The organism is Oricola indica (assembly GCF_965227485.1).
Classification (GTDB): Bacteria; Pseudomonadota; Alphaproteobacteria; order Rhizobiales; family Rhizobiaceae; genus Oricola; species Oricola indica.
The window spans coordinates 3561172-3576806 of record NZ_OZ245747.1 but is presented as its reverse complement, the minus strand read 5'-3'; the positions used below and the strand labels follow the sequence as shown (position 1 = coordinate 3576806).

At 62.8% G+C, this 15635-nt stretch carries 14 protein-coding genes; 9 read left to right on the top strand and 5 right to left on the bottom strand.

What is annotated here, in order from left to right; translation table 11 throughout:
• Window positions 1-12 precede the first annotated feature (12 nt).
• Window positions 13-924, bottom strand: coding sequence for an alpha/beta hydrolase family protein (locus ACQK2M_RS17960; protein WP_425418911.1), 912 nt, complete (start codon window positions 922-924; stop codon window positions 13-15).
• Window positions 925-1040: 116 nt separating this feature from the next.
• Between ACQK2M_RS17960 and ACQK2M_RS17955 the strand changes: the two genes are divergently transcribed.
• From ACQK2M_RS17955 to ACQK2M_RS17915, 9 genes are all read left to right on the top strand, one after another.
• Window positions 1041-1751 (top strand): GntR family transcriptional regulator, encoded by a 711-nt coding sequence (locus ACQK2M_RS17955; RefSeq protein WP_223477011.1) that lies wholly within the window; start codon window positions 1041-1043, stop codon window positions 1749-1751.
• A gap of 69 nt (window positions 1752-1820) precedes the next feature.
• Window positions 1821-3101 (top strand): ABC transporter substrate-binding protein, encoded by a 1281-nt coding sequence (locus ACQK2M_RS17950; protein ID WP_425418910.1) that lies wholly within the window; start codon window positions 1821-1823, stop codon window positions 3099-3101.
• Window positions 3102-3185: 84 nt separating this feature from the next.
• Entirely contained in the window at window positions 3186-4217 is a 1032-nt protein-coding gene (locus ACQK2M_RS17945; protein ID WP_425418909.1) for a carbohydrate ABC transporter permease, read from the top strand.
• 19 nt (window positions 4218-4236) lie between these two features.
• Window positions 4237-5295, top strand: coding sequence for a carbohydrate ABC transporter permease (locus tag ACQK2M_RS17940; protein WP_425420081.1), 1059 nt, complete (start codon window positions 4237-4239; stop codon window positions 5293-5295).
• Window positions 5292-6308 carry an NAD(P)-dependent oxidoreductase gene (locus tag ACQK2M_RS17935; protein ID WP_425418908.1) on the top strand — a complete coding sequence of 339 codons (1017 nt, stop codon included), beginning with the start codon at window positions 5292-5294 and terminating at the stop codon, window positions 6306-6308. The genes ACQK2M_RS17940 and ACQK2M_RS17935 overlap by 4 nt, the downstream gene beginning before the upstream one ends.
• Window positions 6309-6321: 13 nt before the next feature.
• Window positions 6322-7410 carry an ABC transporter ATP-binding protein gene (locus ACQK2M_RS17930; RefSeq protein ID WP_425418907.1) on the top strand — a complete coding sequence of 363 codons (1089 nt, stop codon included), beginning with the start codon at window positions 6322-6324 and terminating at the stop codon, window positions 7408-7410.
• The gene (locus tag ACQK2M_RS17925) at window positions 7407-8447 is read left to right on the top strand and encodes a Gfo/Idh/MocA family protein (RefSeq protein ID WP_425418906.1); all 1041 of its coding nucleotides are present in this window, start codon (window positions 7407-7409) and stop codon (window positions 8445-8447) included. The genes ACQK2M_RS17930 and ACQK2M_RS17925 overlap by 4 nt, the downstream gene beginning before the upstream one ends.
• Window positions 8448-8456: 9 nt before the next feature.
• On the top strand, window positions 8457-9482 hold the full coding sequence (locus ACQK2M_RS17920) for a Gfo/Idh/MocA family protein (protein WP_425418905.1): 1026 nt from the start codon (window positions 8457-8459) through the stop codon (window positions 9480-9482).
• A complete protein-coding gene (locus tag ACQK2M_RS17915) occupies window positions 9479-10570 on the top strand; it encodes a Gfo/Idh/MocA family protein (protein WP_425418904.1) in 1092 nt (363 codons plus the stop codon). The genes ACQK2M_RS17920 and ACQK2M_RS17915 overlap by 4 nt, the downstream gene beginning before the upstream one ends.
• Window positions 10571-10629: 59 nt before the next feature.
• On the opposite strand, the gene ACQK2M_RS17910 is transcribed toward ACQK2M_RS17915, so the two are convergent.
• From ACQK2M_RS17910 to ACQK2M_RS17895, 4 genes are all read right to left on the bottom strand, one after another.
• The gene (locus tag ACQK2M_RS17910; RefSeq protein WP_425418903.1) at window positions 10630-11616 is read right to left on the bottom strand and encodes a magnesium transporter; all 987 of its coding nucleotides are present in this window, start codon (window positions 11614-11616) and stop codon (window positions 10630-10632) included.
• A gap of 90 nt (window positions 11617-11706) precedes the next feature.
• Window positions 11707-12852 carry an iron-containing alcohol dehydrogenase gene (locus ACQK2M_RS17905; protein ID WP_425418902.1) on the bottom strand — a complete coding sequence of 382 codons (1146 nt, stop codon included), beginning with the start codon at window positions 12850-12852 and terminating at the stop codon, window positions 11707-11709.
• The gene (locus ACQK2M_RS17900; RefSeq protein ID WP_425418901.1) at window positions 12849-14231 is read right to left on the bottom strand and encodes an aldehyde dehydrogenase family protein; all 1383 of its coding nucleotides are present in this window, start codon (window positions 14229-14231) and stop codon (window positions 12849-12851) included. The genes ACQK2M_RS17905 and ACQK2M_RS17900 overlap by 4 nt, the downstream gene beginning before the upstream one ends.
• 4 nt (window positions 14232-14235) lie before the next feature.
• Window positions 14236-15600, bottom strand: coding sequence for a glutamine synthetase family protein (locus ACQK2M_RS17895; RefSeq protein WP_425418900.1), 1365 nt, complete (start codon window positions 15598-15600; stop codon window positions 14236-14238).
• Between the last annotated feature and the right edge of the window lie 35 nt (window positions 15601-15635).

The window sequence follows — 15635 nt, the reverse complement described above, 5'->3', positions numbered from 1 at the left end:
GACGATCGCCGATTACGTGAAAAAATCGAGGATGGCTTTGCGCATTTCCGGCGTTTCGACATGCCCGGTTTCGGGTGACACGAGAATGGTCAACCGATCGCTTGCGCCGACCCTTTCATAGGCTTCGCGCACGGTTTTGATCGCGGGCCGCAAGCCTGCGGGCGGCGTCAGCGGGTCCGTCCCGCCCGCGCCGATGAACTGCGGTGTCGGTGCAATCATCGCGGCGATTTCGCCCATGTCGCACCGGGTGAGTAACCCGGGCACGGTCATGTAGGAGCCGTGCAGGTCGTGCGTACCGGCCTCGATGAGCCCTGCGATATTGGAGAAGGCGCAAAGATGCGCCGTCCGCTCGATACGGGCGTCGAGCGCTGCAAGCCAGTAAGCATGCGTGGCGCCCATGGAAATGCCGAATGTGGCGATCCGCCGGGCATCGATGTCCGGCCGTTCGGCGAGATAGTCCAGAGCTGCGGACAGGTCCGCGAGCATCAGGCCGAACAGTGTCTGTCCTGTCCAATCCGCGGCCTTTGCCAGCGCGCTCTCGCTCCCCTCTGTCTGCCGATCGCCGAACCCGGGCATGTCGATGCAGAGAACGGCATACCCTTTGTCGGCGAGCAACGGGCCATAGGCTCCGCCGGGCAGGGCAGTGCGGCCTTCCCGCAATTCGCGCCGGCCGATGTCGTGCCGATTGCCATGCGCGTGGCAATAGAGAATCGCAGGGTGGGGGCCGGGTCGCGAAGGACGGAACATCGTTCCCGGAACAGGGCCGCGTGCCGTTTCCAGGCGGATTTCCTCTTCGATATGGCCGTCTTGCGCCGTGCTGTCGGTGACGGTTCCACCGCGGCAGCGTTCCGGTCCGTGGGGAATGCCGAGAAGCATCCACAACTGCGACACGTCGATGACCGGTTTTAACGTTGATGCTTGCATTCGAGGGATTCCGCGATAAGCTGGTATACTAGTACTTCGGCACTTTCGGAGGAGCAATTGCCGAGTTTCTCTTTTTGCGCATTCCCGGCGCCGCCCGGGCGCGTGGCAAGCCATTCATGCCCCGCCTGAGCGCTGAAGCCGAACGGTTCGATCCGGGACCAGCGCTCGACGATATCGAGATCGATCGGTCGCGCTCCATCGCGCCTCAGATTTACGACGCCCTGCGTGCCCGCATCGTTGACAATCGCCTTCCGCCGGGCGCGGCGCTGAGCGAGAGCGAAATCGCGCGTTTCTGCGATATTTCGCGGACGCCTCTGCGTGCCGCGCTCCAGCAATTGTCCGGCGAGGGACTGATCATCGTGCGTCCGCAGGTGGGATCCGTCGTGGCGCCACATAACGAGGCGCGTTTGCGGGAGTCGGTGTTCATCCGATGCGCGATCGAGGAGGCGGTCGCGCGCAAGCTGGCCGAGACCGGCCTCGACGAAGACGAACTCGCGCCGATTCTCGAGGCGCAGCGGCGGGCCGGGGAACGCGACGACTACATGGCCTTCTTCCGCCATGACGAGCAGTTCCACGAGGCGCTTGCCCGGATGGCCGGTGTGCCGAATTCGTGGCATCTCGTACAATCGGTCAAGGCGCATGTCGACCGCCGGCGGCTGAAGCTGATGTCGTCGATCAAGGGCCGGTCGATGCAGGCCTATCGCGATCATGTCGCCCTTCTGGAACGGATACGCGCCGGCGATCCGGAAGGCGCTGCAGCGGTTATCCGTGCCCATGTCGACTCCGTTTTCGAAACCGGGGAGGTGAACGGAAAAAATCATGAATGAACGCATGTCGAGCCTTGCTCGGCATTTGTTAGTGTACTAGTATACAAGTTACAAAGGGAGGAAAATGCAATGACACATCGACTGAACAAGACGCTCCTTCTCGGTGTTGCGGCGCTCGGCCTGATGGCTGGCAACGCGCTTGCCGAAACCGAGCTGCGCATGACCTGGTACAATGACGGCAACGAGGGCGAGGTCATGCGTGACCTGCTCGACCGTTTCGAGGAAGCCAATCCGGATATCAAGGTCGTTCTGGATATCGTGCCTTATGCCGCCGTTCGCGACGGTATCGGCGTTCAGCTCGCCGCGGGCGAGGGGCCGGACATGGCCCGCGTCACCGATCTCGGCGGCCTGTCGCAATACTATCTGGACCTGACGCCATATCTCTCGGATGCCGACTACTGGCGCACGAATTTCGGACCGTTCCTGAAGTGGCTCGCGCCCGACAGCGACGCGATTTCCGGCTTCATGACGCAGCTCACGGTGACCGGACCTTACGTCAACAAGACATTGTTCGAGCAGGCCGGCGTCGAAATGCCGGGCGAGGGCGCAACCTGGGATGACTGGGCGGCCGCGTCGAAGGAAGTCGCCGACAAGCTCGATATTCCGATCCCGATGGCCTGGGACCGCTCCGGCCACCGCGTTGCCGGACCGGCGATCTCGATGGGCGCCAAGATGTTCGACGAGAACGGCGAGCCTGCCCTGGTCGATGATGGTCTGAAAATGATGGCCACGAAGCTCTACGACTGGCACCAGGACGGCACGATGGCCAAGGAGCTCTGGGGCTCGGTCTCAGGGTCTCAATATCTGGGCGCCAACGAGGACTTCGCCAACGCAAATGTCGTTCTCTACATGTCCGGCTCCTGGCAGATTCCGCAATTCGCCGAAACGATCGGCGACGCATTCGACTGGTGGGCGGTCCCCGCGCCATGCGGTCCGGCGGCTTGCACCGGCATGCCTGGCGGCGCGGCACTCGTCGCGATCAAGGACACGGAGCATCCCGAAGAGGTCGCGATGGTGATGGATTACCTCGCTCAGGAGGAGAATCTTGCCGAGTTCTACAGCCGCACCCTGTTCATTCCGGGACATCTCGGACTGGCGGAAAAGGGGATCGACTTCGACACTGATGATGAACGCGCCAAGCATGCTCTGAGCACTTTCGCGGGCGCTGTCCCGTCGATCTCTCCGATCGCGTTCGAAACCCAGGGTTATCCCTACAACTACGTCATGTTCGGCGCGCTCATCTCGCGTCTGGGTGAAGCTATTGTTGGCGAACTGACGCTCGACCAGGCTTTCGAGCGCATGACGCAGGATGTCGAGCAGCAGATCGCCGAGAAGAAGCGCGGCGGCTGAGTGCATTCGCGGCAACTGACAAATCCCCGGGCGCGGTTCCTCCGCGCCCGGCTACTCTCCAACCCATCGGCGTGACGCGGACCCATGGCGCTTGACGAAACGATAAAGCCCGAGGCGGAGACCGGCACGTCCCGGCTTAACGCGATTGCCGCGTGGCCGGTACGCGTACTGTTCGGCATTCTCGACGTACCGTTTCGCGCCCTGCAGCGCCTGCTCGGCATCGGCTCGATGCCTTATTTCTTCATCCTGCCGAACCTGGCCTTTTTCGGCCTTTTCGTCGTCGTTCCGCTGTTCATCAATTTCGCCTATTCGGTCACCGGCGGCACCAATCTCTTCATGGAAAATCGGCCCTATGTCGGCGGGGAGCAATATGGCTTCCTGTTCGATTGCGGCAATTACCTCGACCCGTCGACCTGTCGCGAAGACCGTTTCTGGCGCGGTGTCTACAACACCTTCACCTTCGTCTTCTTCCAGGTCAGCCTGATGGTGCTTTTCTCGCTCGTCACGGCGCTTATATTGAACCGGGAGATTCGTGGGCGCGGCTTCTTCCGCGCGGCCTTCTTCTTTCCGGTGCTGCTTTCGCCGGTCGTCGTCGCCCTGATCTGGAAGTGGATCCTGTTGCGCGACGGCGTGCTGAACGCGTTCCTTGTCTCGATGGGCCTCGACCCGATCCTGTTTTTCATCTCGCCGGCCTGGGCGATGTTCTGGGCGATCTTCGTCTCCGTGTGGGCGCATATGGGCTTCTACACGTTGATCCTGCTCGCCGGCTTGCAGGCGATTCCGCCCGATCTCTACGAAGCCGCCGAGATGGACGGAACGAAGCGCGAGCGCGTGTTCTTCCGCATCACGCTGCCGTTGCTGTGGCCGAACATGCTGGTCGTCATCGTGCTGGCCTTGATCAAGGCGGTGCAGATCTTCGACGAGGTTTTTGTGCTGACCGGAGGCGGGCCGGGCACTGCCACGCAATTCGTCGTCCAGTACATCTACACGACCGGCTTCGCCAACCAGATCCAGAATTTCGGTCTGGCCGCCGCCGCCTCGGTCGTGCTCGGCGTGGTGCTCTTCGTGCTGACCCTGCTGCAACTCGCCGCCTCGCGGCGAAAGGACGAGGGCTGACATGGCCGGGACGACTGCAATGAACGACCGCTCGGTCACACGGTTCCTGACGGTGCGTCGTGGCGGCGCGTCGATGCACTGGACGGATGTCTTCTCCTACATCTATCTCGCGCTCGGCGTGGCGCTGATGTTCGGGCCGGTGGTCTGGCTGGCATTGTCGTCCTTCAAGACGCCGGCCGGCCTGCAGGAATTCCCGCCGACCCTGCTGCCGCTCGGACAGATCGAGCGCCAGGTGGAGGGCTATGACGATCCGCTGCCGATGTTCGAGGTGACGATGGAGGACGGCTCCGTGCGCGAACTCGCGCAGGTGCGCCGTATCGGCATCATCGCGCAGATGGTCGATCCGGACGATCCCGGCGAGACCATCAAGGTGCCGATCGCCAATCGCGAGCCGATCCGTGAGTTCCGCGTCGCATGGGAAAACTACACGAAGCCGCTCGAACGCTTCAACTTCCTGACTTATCTCAACAATTCGGTGATCGTGACCACCGCCGCGACGCTGGTGACCCTTCTTATCAACTCGATGGCCGCCTTCGGTCTCGCGATCTACGAGTTTCGCGGCCGTAGCGCCGTGATGCTGTTCGTCATCGGTACGCTGATGATTCCGATTACCATCATTCTCGTGCCGGCCTATCTCGTGGTCACGCAACTGGGCATGGTCAACAGCCTGTGGGCCGTCATCCTGCCGGGGGCGGCGACGCCAACAGGCGTCTTCCTGTTGCGCCAGTACATGCTGACCATCCCCCGCGACCTGATTGAGGCCGCGCGAATGGACAAGGCGTCGGAATGGTCGATCTACTGGCGCATCGTCCTGCCGCTGTCCTTGCCGGCGATCGCGGTGCTGGCGATCTTCTCCGTGATGTGGCGCTGGAACGACTTCCTCTGGCCGCTGATCGTTCTCAACCGCTCCGAGGTCTACACGCTGCAAATCGGCCTCAACGCCTTCCAGGGCGAACTGGACGTGCAGTGGCACTACGTGCTGGCGATGACTGTGGTCGCGCTGATCCCGGTCACGCTCGTCTTCGCCTTCCTGCAACGCTTCATCACGACGGGCATAGCCTCGAGCGGAATGAAATGATCCACACGAAGCCCGTCATCCTGTTCGATCCCTATCCGCGCAACGAGGCGATGGTCTTCACGCCCGATGTTGCGGAAGAACTCGGCCGTGTATCCACACTCGTCACGCATTTCGGCGCGCGAGCGCCGGATGATCTCGTCGAAAGCGTGCTGGCCGGTGTCGAAATCATCGTCGGTCAGACCGCGATGGGAAAGGACCGCCTCGACCGTGCGCCGAAGCTGAAGGCGATACTCAACGTCAAGGCGAACTGGGAGCCGAATATCGACTATGGCGAATGCCAGAAACGCGGCATCCACGTGCTGTCCGCCGCACCGGCCATGGCCCCTGCTGTCGCTGAGTATTGCATCGGTCAAGCCATTGCGCTGGCGCGCGGGTTCTCCGCTGCAAACGTCCTGTTTCGAGCCGCGGCGGAGAAATACGGCATTGCCGGCAACGGTCGCGCCTACAGCCTTTATGACGCGCCGGTCGGTCTCATCGGCTACGGCAATCTCGGTCGCGCGCTCGCGCCGCTCCTGCGGCCTTTTGGCTGCCGCATCGCGGTCCATGATCCGTGGCTGTCCGACCGTTATCTGGAAACGCAGGGTGTCATTCCGTCAACGCTGGAGGATGTCCTTGCCGGGAGCCGCTTCCTATTTATCCTGGCGGGCGTCACTAGCGAAAACGAAGGCTTCCTCGATCGGGCCAAGCTCGATCTGATCCCCGATGACGCCTCGGTCATCCTCGGCTCTCGCGCCGAGGTCGTCGACTTCGATGCATTTGTCGAAATGGCCGGCGAAGGGCGTTTCCGCGCGGCCATCGACGTATTTCCGCAAGAGCCGGTACCGGCCGGTTCACCGTGGCGCGATGCGCCCGACATCCTTTATTCCGCGCATCTCGCCGGAGGGTTGGAAGCTTCCTATGCCCGCATCCGCGACATGATGATGGATGACATCAGGCAGATCCTCGGCGGTCTGCCGCCGCTGCGCATGCAAAAGGCCGAGCCGCGCCTCGCGGCGATGGCGCGCAGCCGATAGAAGGAACGATCGTTTGACCGAAATCCGCCTCAACAACGTCTTGAAGTCCTATGGTCAGGTCGAGGTCATACATGGCATCGATCTGCATGTGGAAAGCGGTGAATTCGTCGTCTTCGTCGGTCCGTCCGGCTGCGGCAAGTCCACGCTTCTTCGCATCATTGCCGGTCTGGAAAAGGTATCGGGTGGCGATGTCGTCATCGACGGCGACGTGGTCAACGCAATCCCGGCCTCCGAACGCGGTCTCGCGATGGTCTTCCAGTCCTATGCGCTTTACCCGCACATGTCGGTCTACAAGAACATGGCCTTCGGACTGGAAAACTCGCGCATGCGGCGTTCCGAGATCGAGAGCCGCGTCAATGATGCCGCCGCGATGCTGCAGATCACACCCTATCTCAACCGTCGCCCCAAGGCGCTTTCCGGCGGTCAGCGCCAACGCGTCGCGATCGGGCGTGCGATCGTGCGCGATCCGAAGGCCTTCCTGTTCGATGAGCCGCTGTCCAATCTCGATGCCGAATTGCGCGTCGCCATGCGCAAGGAACTCGCGGCCCTGCATGCCAAGCTCGGCGGCACGATGATCTATGTCACGCACGATCAGATCGAGGCGATGACGCTCGCCAACAAGATCGTCGTGCTCAATGCGGGGCGGGTCGAACAGATCGGTGCGCCGCTCGATCTCTACAACGCGCCCGTCAACACCTTCGTCGCCGGCTTCATCGGCTCGCCGCGCATGAACCTCATCGAGGCGGAAGTCGTCGGCGACGATGGAGGTCTGTCACTTCAGGTTGGCGGGCAACGCATCGCCATACCGGCGCAGGAAGGAATCGCGCCGGGGCAGAAGGTCACTTTCGGAGCACGGCCCGAGCATATGGCGATTGTGGGCGAGGGCGAAGGAGACATCACCGCTTCGGTCGATCTGACCGAGCAGCTTGGCGGCGAAACCTATGTCTACTGCACGGCCGACGGGCTTCCGCAGCTGACCGTGCACCAGGTCGGCCAGTTGCCGGTCCACCGGGGCGAAACAGTGCATCTGCGTCTCGATCGCTCCTCGATGCACCTCTTCGCGGCCGATGGCCGTGTGATCGTCAACGGATTTAAGGCATGAGCGCAGACAGGCTTGGTTTCGGCGTCATCGGAACGGGCATGGCGGCGACGCCGCATGCCCGTGCCCTATGCGATCTGTCGGATCGTATCGATGTGCGCGGCGTGTTTTCGCGCAACGAGCAGAAGCGCGAGGCTTTCGCTGCGGAGTTTGGCTTTCCCCCGGCCGATAGCATCGAGGCGATCGCGGGCGATCCCGATATCGATGCGGTGATCCTGATCACGCCACCGAACCAGCGGCTGGACCTGGTTCGTATCTTTGCGGGAGCCGGCAAGCACATCCTGATGGAAAAGCCCGTCGAGCGAACCACAGAGGCTGCCGAGGAGATCGTGCGGATATGCGAGGCAAACGGTGTCAGGCTTGGCATCGTCTTCCAGCATCGTTTCCGTGAAGCGTCGCTGAAGCTCAGGAGCCTGATCGACGAAGGCGCGCTCGGCGATATCGGCCTGGTGCGCGCCAGTGTGCCGTGGTGGCGCGAGCAATCCTATTACGACGAGCCGGGCAGGGGCACCTACGAGCGTGACGGTGGCGGTGTGCTGATCAGCCAGGCGATCCACACGCTGGACCTGATGCTGAGCCTCACAGGCCCCGTGGCGGAGGTGCAGGCCGTATCGGCGACCACGAGGTTCCACGAAATGGAATCGGAGGATTTCGTCGCCGGCGGCATGCGGTTTGCCGGCGGGTTTCCGGGATCGGTCATGGCGACGACCGCGGCCTATCCCGGCGACGCGGAATCGATCACGCTCGACTGCGACAAGGCGAGCGCGCATCTGCAATCGGGCGTGCTGACGGTCAACTGGCGCGATGGCCGTGTCGACCAGTTCGGAGAAACCGGCGGCACGGGCGGCGGAGCCGATCCGATGGCCTTCCCCCACGGATGGCACCAGGACCTGATCGCCGATTTCGCGGATGCTGTCCGGGAAAACCGCGAACCCGGCGTCCCTGGCCGCGAAGCCTTGCATGTCCACCGCCTGATCGATGCGCTTGTGCTCTCGTCGCGCGAGCGCCGGGCGGTCGAAATCGAAATATCAACCTCCTGAAGGTGTCCCATGAGTGACCTGAAACTCGCCGTGATCGGGATCGATCACCGCCACATCTTCGGCCAATTGGCCGGCATGCTCGACCTCGGCTGTACCTGCACGGGCTGGTGGACGGAGGGTGAGCCGCAACCCGTCGAAGGGTTCGTCAAGCGTTTCCCCGACATTCCGCGTGTCGCCGACAGACGTGAACTGATCGACGATCCGGAAATCGATCTCGTTCTGATAGCGGATATCCCGGCGCGCCGTGCCGGGCGCGCGATCGAGGCGATGCGCGCCGGCAAGGACGTGATGACCGACAAGCCGGGATGCACGACGCTCGAACAACTCGACGAGATCAGGAAAGTCGTGGCCGAGACGGGGCGCGTCTGGTCCATCGATTTTTCCGAGCGTTTCGAGGTGCCGGCGGTCGGCAAGGCGGCGGAACTCGTACGCGAAGGCCTCATCGGCGACGTCGTTCAGACGGTCGGTCTCGGGCCGCACCGGCTCAACCGGCCGACCCGGCCGGACTGGTTCTTCGAGTGCGATCAGTATGGCGGCGTGCTGTGCGACATCGCTTCCCACCAGATCGACCAGTTCCTGTTCTTCACCGGGTCCGACGATGCGGAAATCGTGGCGTCGAGCGTCGGCAATTTCGCCAATCGGGGCGATCCGGGGCTCGAGGATTTCGGCGAGATTCTTCTGCGCAGCGACAAGGGACAAGGCTATATCCGTGTCGACTGGTATACGCCCGATGCACTGCCGACCTGGGGTGACGGGCGCCTGACGATCCTCGGGACCAAAGGCACCATCGAACTACGCAAATATGTCGATATCGCGGGACGTCCGGGCACGGACCACGTGTTCCTGGTCAATGGCGAGCGCTACGAGCATATCGACGGGTCCGCCGCGCCGCTGACCTATTTCCGCGACCTCGCAAACGACATTCGCGACCGCACCGAAACGGCGATGAGCCAGGCGCATTGCTTCAAGGTCATGGAGCTGGCGCTGAAGGCGCAGGCACAGGCCGTCCGGCTCGGCAATCTGAAGGGCGCATGATGCTGAATGTCGCGATCCTCGGCGCCGGAATCGGCGCAAAGCACCTCGACGGCTATCTCGGCCTGCCGGACCGCTACCGCGTGGCCGCGATTTGCGATCTCGACGCGGAAAAGGCGGGTGCTCTGGCGGCAAAAGCCCCGGATTGCGCGGCCGTCTCCGATGCGGATGCCGTGATCGAGGATCCGGCAATAGACATCATCGATATCTGTCTCCCGCCGCACCTGCACGGACCGGTCGCGCTCAAGGCTTTCGCTGCCGGAAAGCACGTCATCTGCGAAAAGCCGGTGGCGGGAAGCGTCGCGGAGGCCGACCGAATGCTTGAAGCGGCGCGCGATGCCGGGCGTATGTTCGCGCCGATCTTCCAGTACCGGTACGGCCGGGGTCTCTACCAGCTTGCTGCGCTGCAGGAGAGGGGGCTTGCCGGGAAACCCCTTGTCGCGACATTGGAAACGCACTGGAACAGAGGCGCGGACTACTACGCGGTGCCCTGGCGTGGCAAATGGGCAAGCGAACGCGGCGGTGCCGTGCTCGGCCACGCCATCCACATCCACGATCTCGTCACCGCGTTTTTTGGCCCCGTCACCGAGGTCACGGCCATTCTCGACACCCGGGTCAACGCGATCGAGACGGAAGATTGCGCCGCCATCTCGATGCGCACCATGTCGGGCGGGCTGGTAACGTCTTCGATCACCCTGGGTGGCGCGGACGACCGGTCGCGCCTGCGCCTCGTCTTCGACGGGCTGAGCGCGGAGAGCGGCCGCAATCCTTACGCGCCCGGCGAGGATGACTGGACGTTCACCGCAAGAAATCCGGAAGAGCAACCGTCGATCGATGCGGCGCTGGGCGAGATGGAGGCGGAAATCGCGCGAATGCCGTCCGGATATGTCGGCCAGTTCGCCGCTATCGCCGACAGTCTGGAAGGCAGGCCGGCCCCGGTGGTAACCGCCGAGGACGGTGCGCGCTCCATAGAGCTCGTCGCGGCGATTTACCACGCCGCGCGCAGTGGCGCCCATGTCCATCTGCCGCTCGACCGGGATTTGCCGGTCTGCGTCGACTGGGTGCCGGGAGATATCGCGGTAAGCGGTTAGGCTCGCCCCGCGACCTTGCCCATGGTCGAGGACTTCGGGATCACGGTGCGGGTCGAAATTTAAAGCAGGATCGTGACGAAGAAGAAGTAGATCAGCAGGCTGGAGACGTCCTGGATGATCGTGCAGATCGGTCCCGAGCCGAGCGCCGGATCGGAACCGAAACGCGTGAAGGCCCACGGCAGCCCGAACCCGACAACGGCCGAGACGATACCGCCGCCGAGGACAGCCAGCCCGACAGCCGCGGCGAGCAGGGGATCGCCGAAACTCGCCAGCACCAGAATGGCGGCGATGATGCCGAGCACCGCGCCGATCCCGGTGCCCACGACGAGCTCGCCGCGCAACAGTTTGAAAATGGGGATATCCTCGTCCAGCAGGCCGCGCACAGCGACGGAGACCGCCTGCGTGCCGATGGCCCCCGCGATATAGACGATGGCCGGCACGAAGAAGGCCACAGAGACATTGGCGGCCAACGAATGCTCGAAACCCGCCATGACGATCGTGATCAGCGACGACGCGAGAAGGCCGAACAGCAGCCACGGAAGGCGTCGGCGGATACGGTTGCCGAGAGGCGCGTCGAAACCGACATCGGAGCCGCGCTCATGCGGCGTGATGCCCGCGAGGCGCTGCAGGTCCTCCATGTGCTCGGCGCGCAGGATTTTCAACAGTGATTCCGGCGGCACTGCCCCGATCAGCCGGCCTTCCTCGTCGACGACGGGTACAGCGATCATGTTGAGTTCCATGGCGAGAACTGCGATCGCCTCCTGATCGTCGTCGGGACGAACGGCCTCGTGTTCCTCCTCCATGATCTGGCCGATCAGGCAGTCCGTCTCCAGAAACAGGTCGTTGACCCGCACGATGCCTTCCAGGCGGCCGTCGTCATCGGTGACGAAAATCGTGTCGGCACAGTCGAATTTCCGTCCGCGCAGCGAAGCAATGACGCTGTCCACGGGTGTTTTCATCGTGGCGATCGGGATCCCGCGCACCATGTGCGTCGCCGCCGTTTCGTGTTCGAAAGCGGTCGGCGGTGTCTGGAGGTTGTCGGTCACGTCGGTCCCCGAAAACGAAAGGCGGGGCCACTGGACCCCGCCTTCGTTACAGCACATTGACGCTGGCTATTCCATCCGGACGGGCTGTCGTCAGATGGTCGCCTCGAACAGAGCGCGCACATTCTCCGCGTTCAGCGTCACCGGATTGCCGCCGCAGGACGGATCATCCAGCGCCATGGGCACCAGCTCATCGAGCCGGGACGTGTCGACACCCATATCCGACAGTTTTTTCGGAATGCCGAGCGAGTCGTTCAGCGCAACCACGAAAGCCCGGAAGCCGTCGAAGCCTCCCTCGATGCCGAGATAGGCGGCGGCGCGCTCGATGCGTTCCTCGATTTCCGGCCGGTTGAGATCGAGCACAGCGGCCATCACCACCGCATTGGTCGTGCCGTGGTGGGTGTTGTAGACGGCGCCGATCGGATGCGAGATCGCGTGGATCGCGCCCAGTCCCTTCTGGAACGCCACCGCACCCATGGATGCAGCCGCCATCATCTGGCCGCGCGCTTCGATATCGGTCCCGTCGGCATAGGCGCGTGGGAGGTATTCCTTCACAAGGCGCAGGCCTTCCAAGGCAATGCCTTGGCTCATCGGGTGGAAATGCGGCGAGCAATAGGCTTCGAGGCAATGCGCAAAGGCGTCCATGCCGGTGCCCGCCGTGATTTTGGCCGGCATGCCGACCGTCAGTTCCGGGTCGGCGATCACCACCGAGGGAAGCACCTTCGGATGGAAGATGATCTTCTTTACATGGGTTTCAGAGTTGGTGATCACGCTGGCGCGACCGACTTCCGATCCCGTGCCGGCCGTTGTCGGCACGGCGATATTCGGCACGATGGCGTCCGCGTCGGCGCGGGTCCACCAGTCGCCTACATCCTCGAAATCCCAGATCGGCCGGGTCTGGCCCGCCATGAAGGCGACCATCTTGCCGAGATCGAGGCCGGACCCGCCGCCGAACGCGATGACACCGTCATGCCCGCCGTCGCGGAACACCTTCACGCCGGCTTCGAGGTTCTTTTCCGTGGGATTCGGATCGACGTCCGCGAAGATCGCCGAACCGAGGCCAGCATCGTCCATCAGTTTCAGCGTGCGAAGGGTGATCTCCATCGAGGCGAGGCCCCGGTCGGTGACCAGCAGCGGTTTCTTGATATTTGCCGCAGCGCAGGCTTCGCCGATCTCGGCGATGCGGCCTGCGCCGAAACGGATTGCGGTGGGATAGGACCAGTTGGCTTTGAGGCTCATTTCGTTTTCCTGAGATGGTATGATTTCGGCCGGGTCAGGTTGTGGAAGCCGATGACGGACAGCGCGCCGCCGCGCCCCGTTTCCTTGCAGCCTGTCCAGCACAGCGAGGGGTCCAGATAGTCGGCCCTGTTCATGAAGACCGTGCCGGTCTCGATCTTTCTCCCGATCCGCGCAGCGCGGTCCGCGTCATTCGTCCAGAGCGAGGCCGTCAGGCCGTATTTGCAGTCGTTCATCAGCCGAAGCGCTTCCTCGTCATCCTTGACCGGCATGATGCCGACGACGGGACCGAAGCTTTCTTCGCGCATGACTTCCATGTCGTGATTGACGTCGACGAGAATCTGCGGCGCGAGATAGGCGCCACCGTCATCGGCCGAGAACAGTGCCGGATCGACAAGCCCTTTCGCGCCTTTCGACAGCGCGTCCTCGATCTGCGCGCGCACGGTCGAGGCGAAGCGGACATTGGCCATCGGCCCGATGGTCGTCTCCGTATCGAGCGGGTTGCCGAGCTTCAGTTTCGACGCCCAAGCCGTTGCCTTCTCGACGAATTCGTCGAACAGGGGCCCGGCGACATAGATGCGCTCGATGCCGCAGCAGCACTGGCCGGAATTGAAGAGCGCCGCGTCCATCAGCGTGTCGACAGCCCAGTCGAGATCGGCATCGTCCATGACGTAGCCCGGATCCTTGCCGCCGAGCTCAAGCCCGATCGGTGTGAAGGTGCCCGCCGCGGCGCGTTCGATGGCGCGTCCGCCGCCGACCGAGCCTGTGAAGTTGATGAAATCGAAGCTGCCCGCCGAGATCAGCGTTTCGCTTGTCTGGTGGTCGAGGAAGATGTTCTGGAACACGTCTTCCGGAACACCGGCCTCGACGAAGGCGCGCACCATGCGCTCGCCGACAAGCAGGGTCTGTGTCGAGTGCTTGAGAACGACCGCGTTGCCCGCGATCAGGGCAGGGGCGACAGTGTTGATCGCCGTCATATAGGGATAGTTCCACGGCGCGATGACGAACACGATCCCGTGCGGTTCGCGTTCGATGCGGCGCTCGAAACCGGGACTGTCCTCGGTGACGATCGGGGCAAGCGCGTTCTCGGCGATCCCGGCCATGTAGTCGGCGCGTTCCTTCACGCCGCCGAACTCGCCGCCATATCGCACGGGGCGGCCCATCATGTGCGCCAGTTCGGTGACGACTTCGTCACCCATTGCGCCGAGTGTTTCGACCCCAGCCTGAACAAGCGCGATGCGTTCCGCCAGCGGCCGTTTCGCCCATTCCTTCTGCGCGGCGCGGCCACGGGCGAGCATTGCCTCGGCATCCGTCAGCGAAACCACCGGACGCTCGGCAAAAACCGCGCCGTCGATCGGCGAGATACATTTCAATACAGTCATGATGTTATGCCCTTTCAAAGCCGCGGGCGATTTCCCAGTCGGTCACGACGCGGTCAAACTCTTCCTGCTCCCATTCGGCAGCTCTTGTGTAGTGGTCCACCACGTCGTCGCCCATCGCCTCGCGGAGAAATGCGGAATTGCGCAGGGTTTCCGTGGCTGCGCGCAGCGTGGAGGGGATTTCACCTGCCTTCTTGTCTTCATAGACATCGCCGCTGGTGGGCGGTGCGAGGTCCATCTTTTCCTCGATTCCCTTGATGCCGGCTGCCAGCATGGCCGCGAGCGCCAGGTAGGGATTGATGTCGGAGCCGCCGATCCTGCATTCGACGCGAATGCCTTTCGTGCCGTCTCCGCAGAGCCGAAAGCCGGCGGTGCGGTTGTCGACCGACCAGACGGTCTTGGTGGGGGCGAAGGTGCCCTTCATGAAGCGCTTGTAGCTGTTCACATAGGGCGCCAGGAAGAAGGTGTAATCCGGCGCATAGGCGATCAGTCCCGCCATGTAATTGCGCATGAGTTCCGACATGCCGAGTTCGGACTCCTTCTCGTAAAAGGCGGGCTTTCCGTCCTTCCACAAAGACTGATGGACATGTGAGGACGAGCCGACGCGGTCTTGGTGCCATTTCGGAAGAAACGTCGCCGCGTGGCCCTGCTGCCAGGCGATTTCCTTCACCGCATGTTTCGCGATCGTATGATGATCGGCGCAATCGAGCGCCGCGGCGTAGCGAATATTCAGCTCTTCCTGTCCGGATTCAGCTTCGCCCTTGGAGTTCTCGACGGGAATGCCGGCGGCATAGAGATGATTGCGGATCGGCCGCATGATCGCCTCTTCCTTGGTGGTCTGGAGGATATGATAGTCCTCGTTGTAGCCACTGATCGGATGGAGCTCCCGGAAGCCGTCCTTGCGGATGTCGTCGAAGCTCTTATCGAAAAGGAAGAACTCGAGCTCGGTCGCCATCATGGCATCAAAGCCCATGGCTTCGAGGCGGGCGAGTTGCCGCTTCAGCACGGCTCGCGGGGAGTGCGGAACCGGTTCGTGCGTGTGATGATCGAGCACGTCGCACAGCACCATGGCCGTGCCGGGCAGCCACGGCACCGGACGCAGCGTATCGAGATCCGGCTTCATGACATAATCGCCATAGCCGGAGCGCCAGCTCGTCGAGGCGTATCCGTCCGGCGTCGCCATTTCGAGGTCCGTCGCCAGCAGGTAGTTGCAGCAATGGGTTTCCTCGTAGGACGTTTCGACGAAATTTTGCGCGTGAAAACGCTTGCCCATGAGCCGGCCTTGCATGTCGACGATGCAGACGAGCACCGTGTCTATGCTGCCGTCGCCGACAAGTTTCTTCAGCGTGTCGAAAGTCATGTTACCGGGCATTTCGGGGAACCTCTTCAAACGGAAGGACGGGGCGC

Coding starts and splice junctions, on each gene's coding strand:
- ACQK2M_RS17900 (WP_425418901.1), bottom strand. CDS start 14,231: ATGACTGTATTGAAATGTATCTCGCCGATCGACGGCGCGGTTTTTGCC.
- ACQK2M_RS17960 (WP_425418911.1), bottom strand. CDS start 924: ATGCAAGCATCAACGTTAAAACCGGTCATCGACGTGTCGCAGTTGTGG.
- ACQK2M_RS17940 (WP_425420081.1), top strand. CDS start 4,237: ATGAACGACCGCTCGGTCACACGGTTCCTGACGGTGCGTCGTGGCGGC.
- ACQK2M_RS17895 (WP_425418900.1), bottom strand. CDS start 15,600: ATGCCCGGTAACATGACTTTCGACACGCTGAAGAAACTTGTCGGCGAC.
- ACQK2M_RS17950 (WP_425418910.1), top strand. CDS start 1,821: ATGACACATCGACTGAACAAGACGCTCCTTCTCGGTGTTGCGGCGCTC.
- ACQK2M_RS17955 (WP_223477011.1), top strand. CDS start 1,041: ATGCCCCGCCTGAGCGCTGAAGCCGAACGGTTCGATCCGGGACCAGCG.
- ACQK2M_RS17920 (WP_425418905.1), top strand. CDS start 8,457: ATGAGTGACCTGAAACTCGCCGTGATCGGGATCGATCACCGCCACATC.
- ACQK2M_RS17925 (WP_425418906.1), top strand. CDS start 7,407: ATGAGCGCAGACAGGCTTGGTTTCGGCGTCATCGGAACGGGCATGGCG.
- ACQK2M_RS17935 (WP_425418908.1), top strand. CDS start 5,292: ATGATCCACACGAAGCCCGTCATCCTGTTCGATCCCTATCCGCGCAAC.
- ACQK2M_RS17915 (WP_425418904.1), top strand. CDS start 9,479: ATGATGCTGAATGTCGCGATCCTCGGCGCCGGAATCGGCGCAAAGCAC.
- ACQK2M_RS17905 (WP_425418902.1), bottom strand. CDS start 12,852: ATGAGCCTCAAAGCCAACTGGTCCTATCCCACCGCAATCCGTTTCGGC.
- ACQK2M_RS17945 (WP_425418909.1), top strand. CDS start 3,186: ATGGCGCTTGACGAAACGATAAAGCCCGAGGCGGAGACCGGCACGTCC.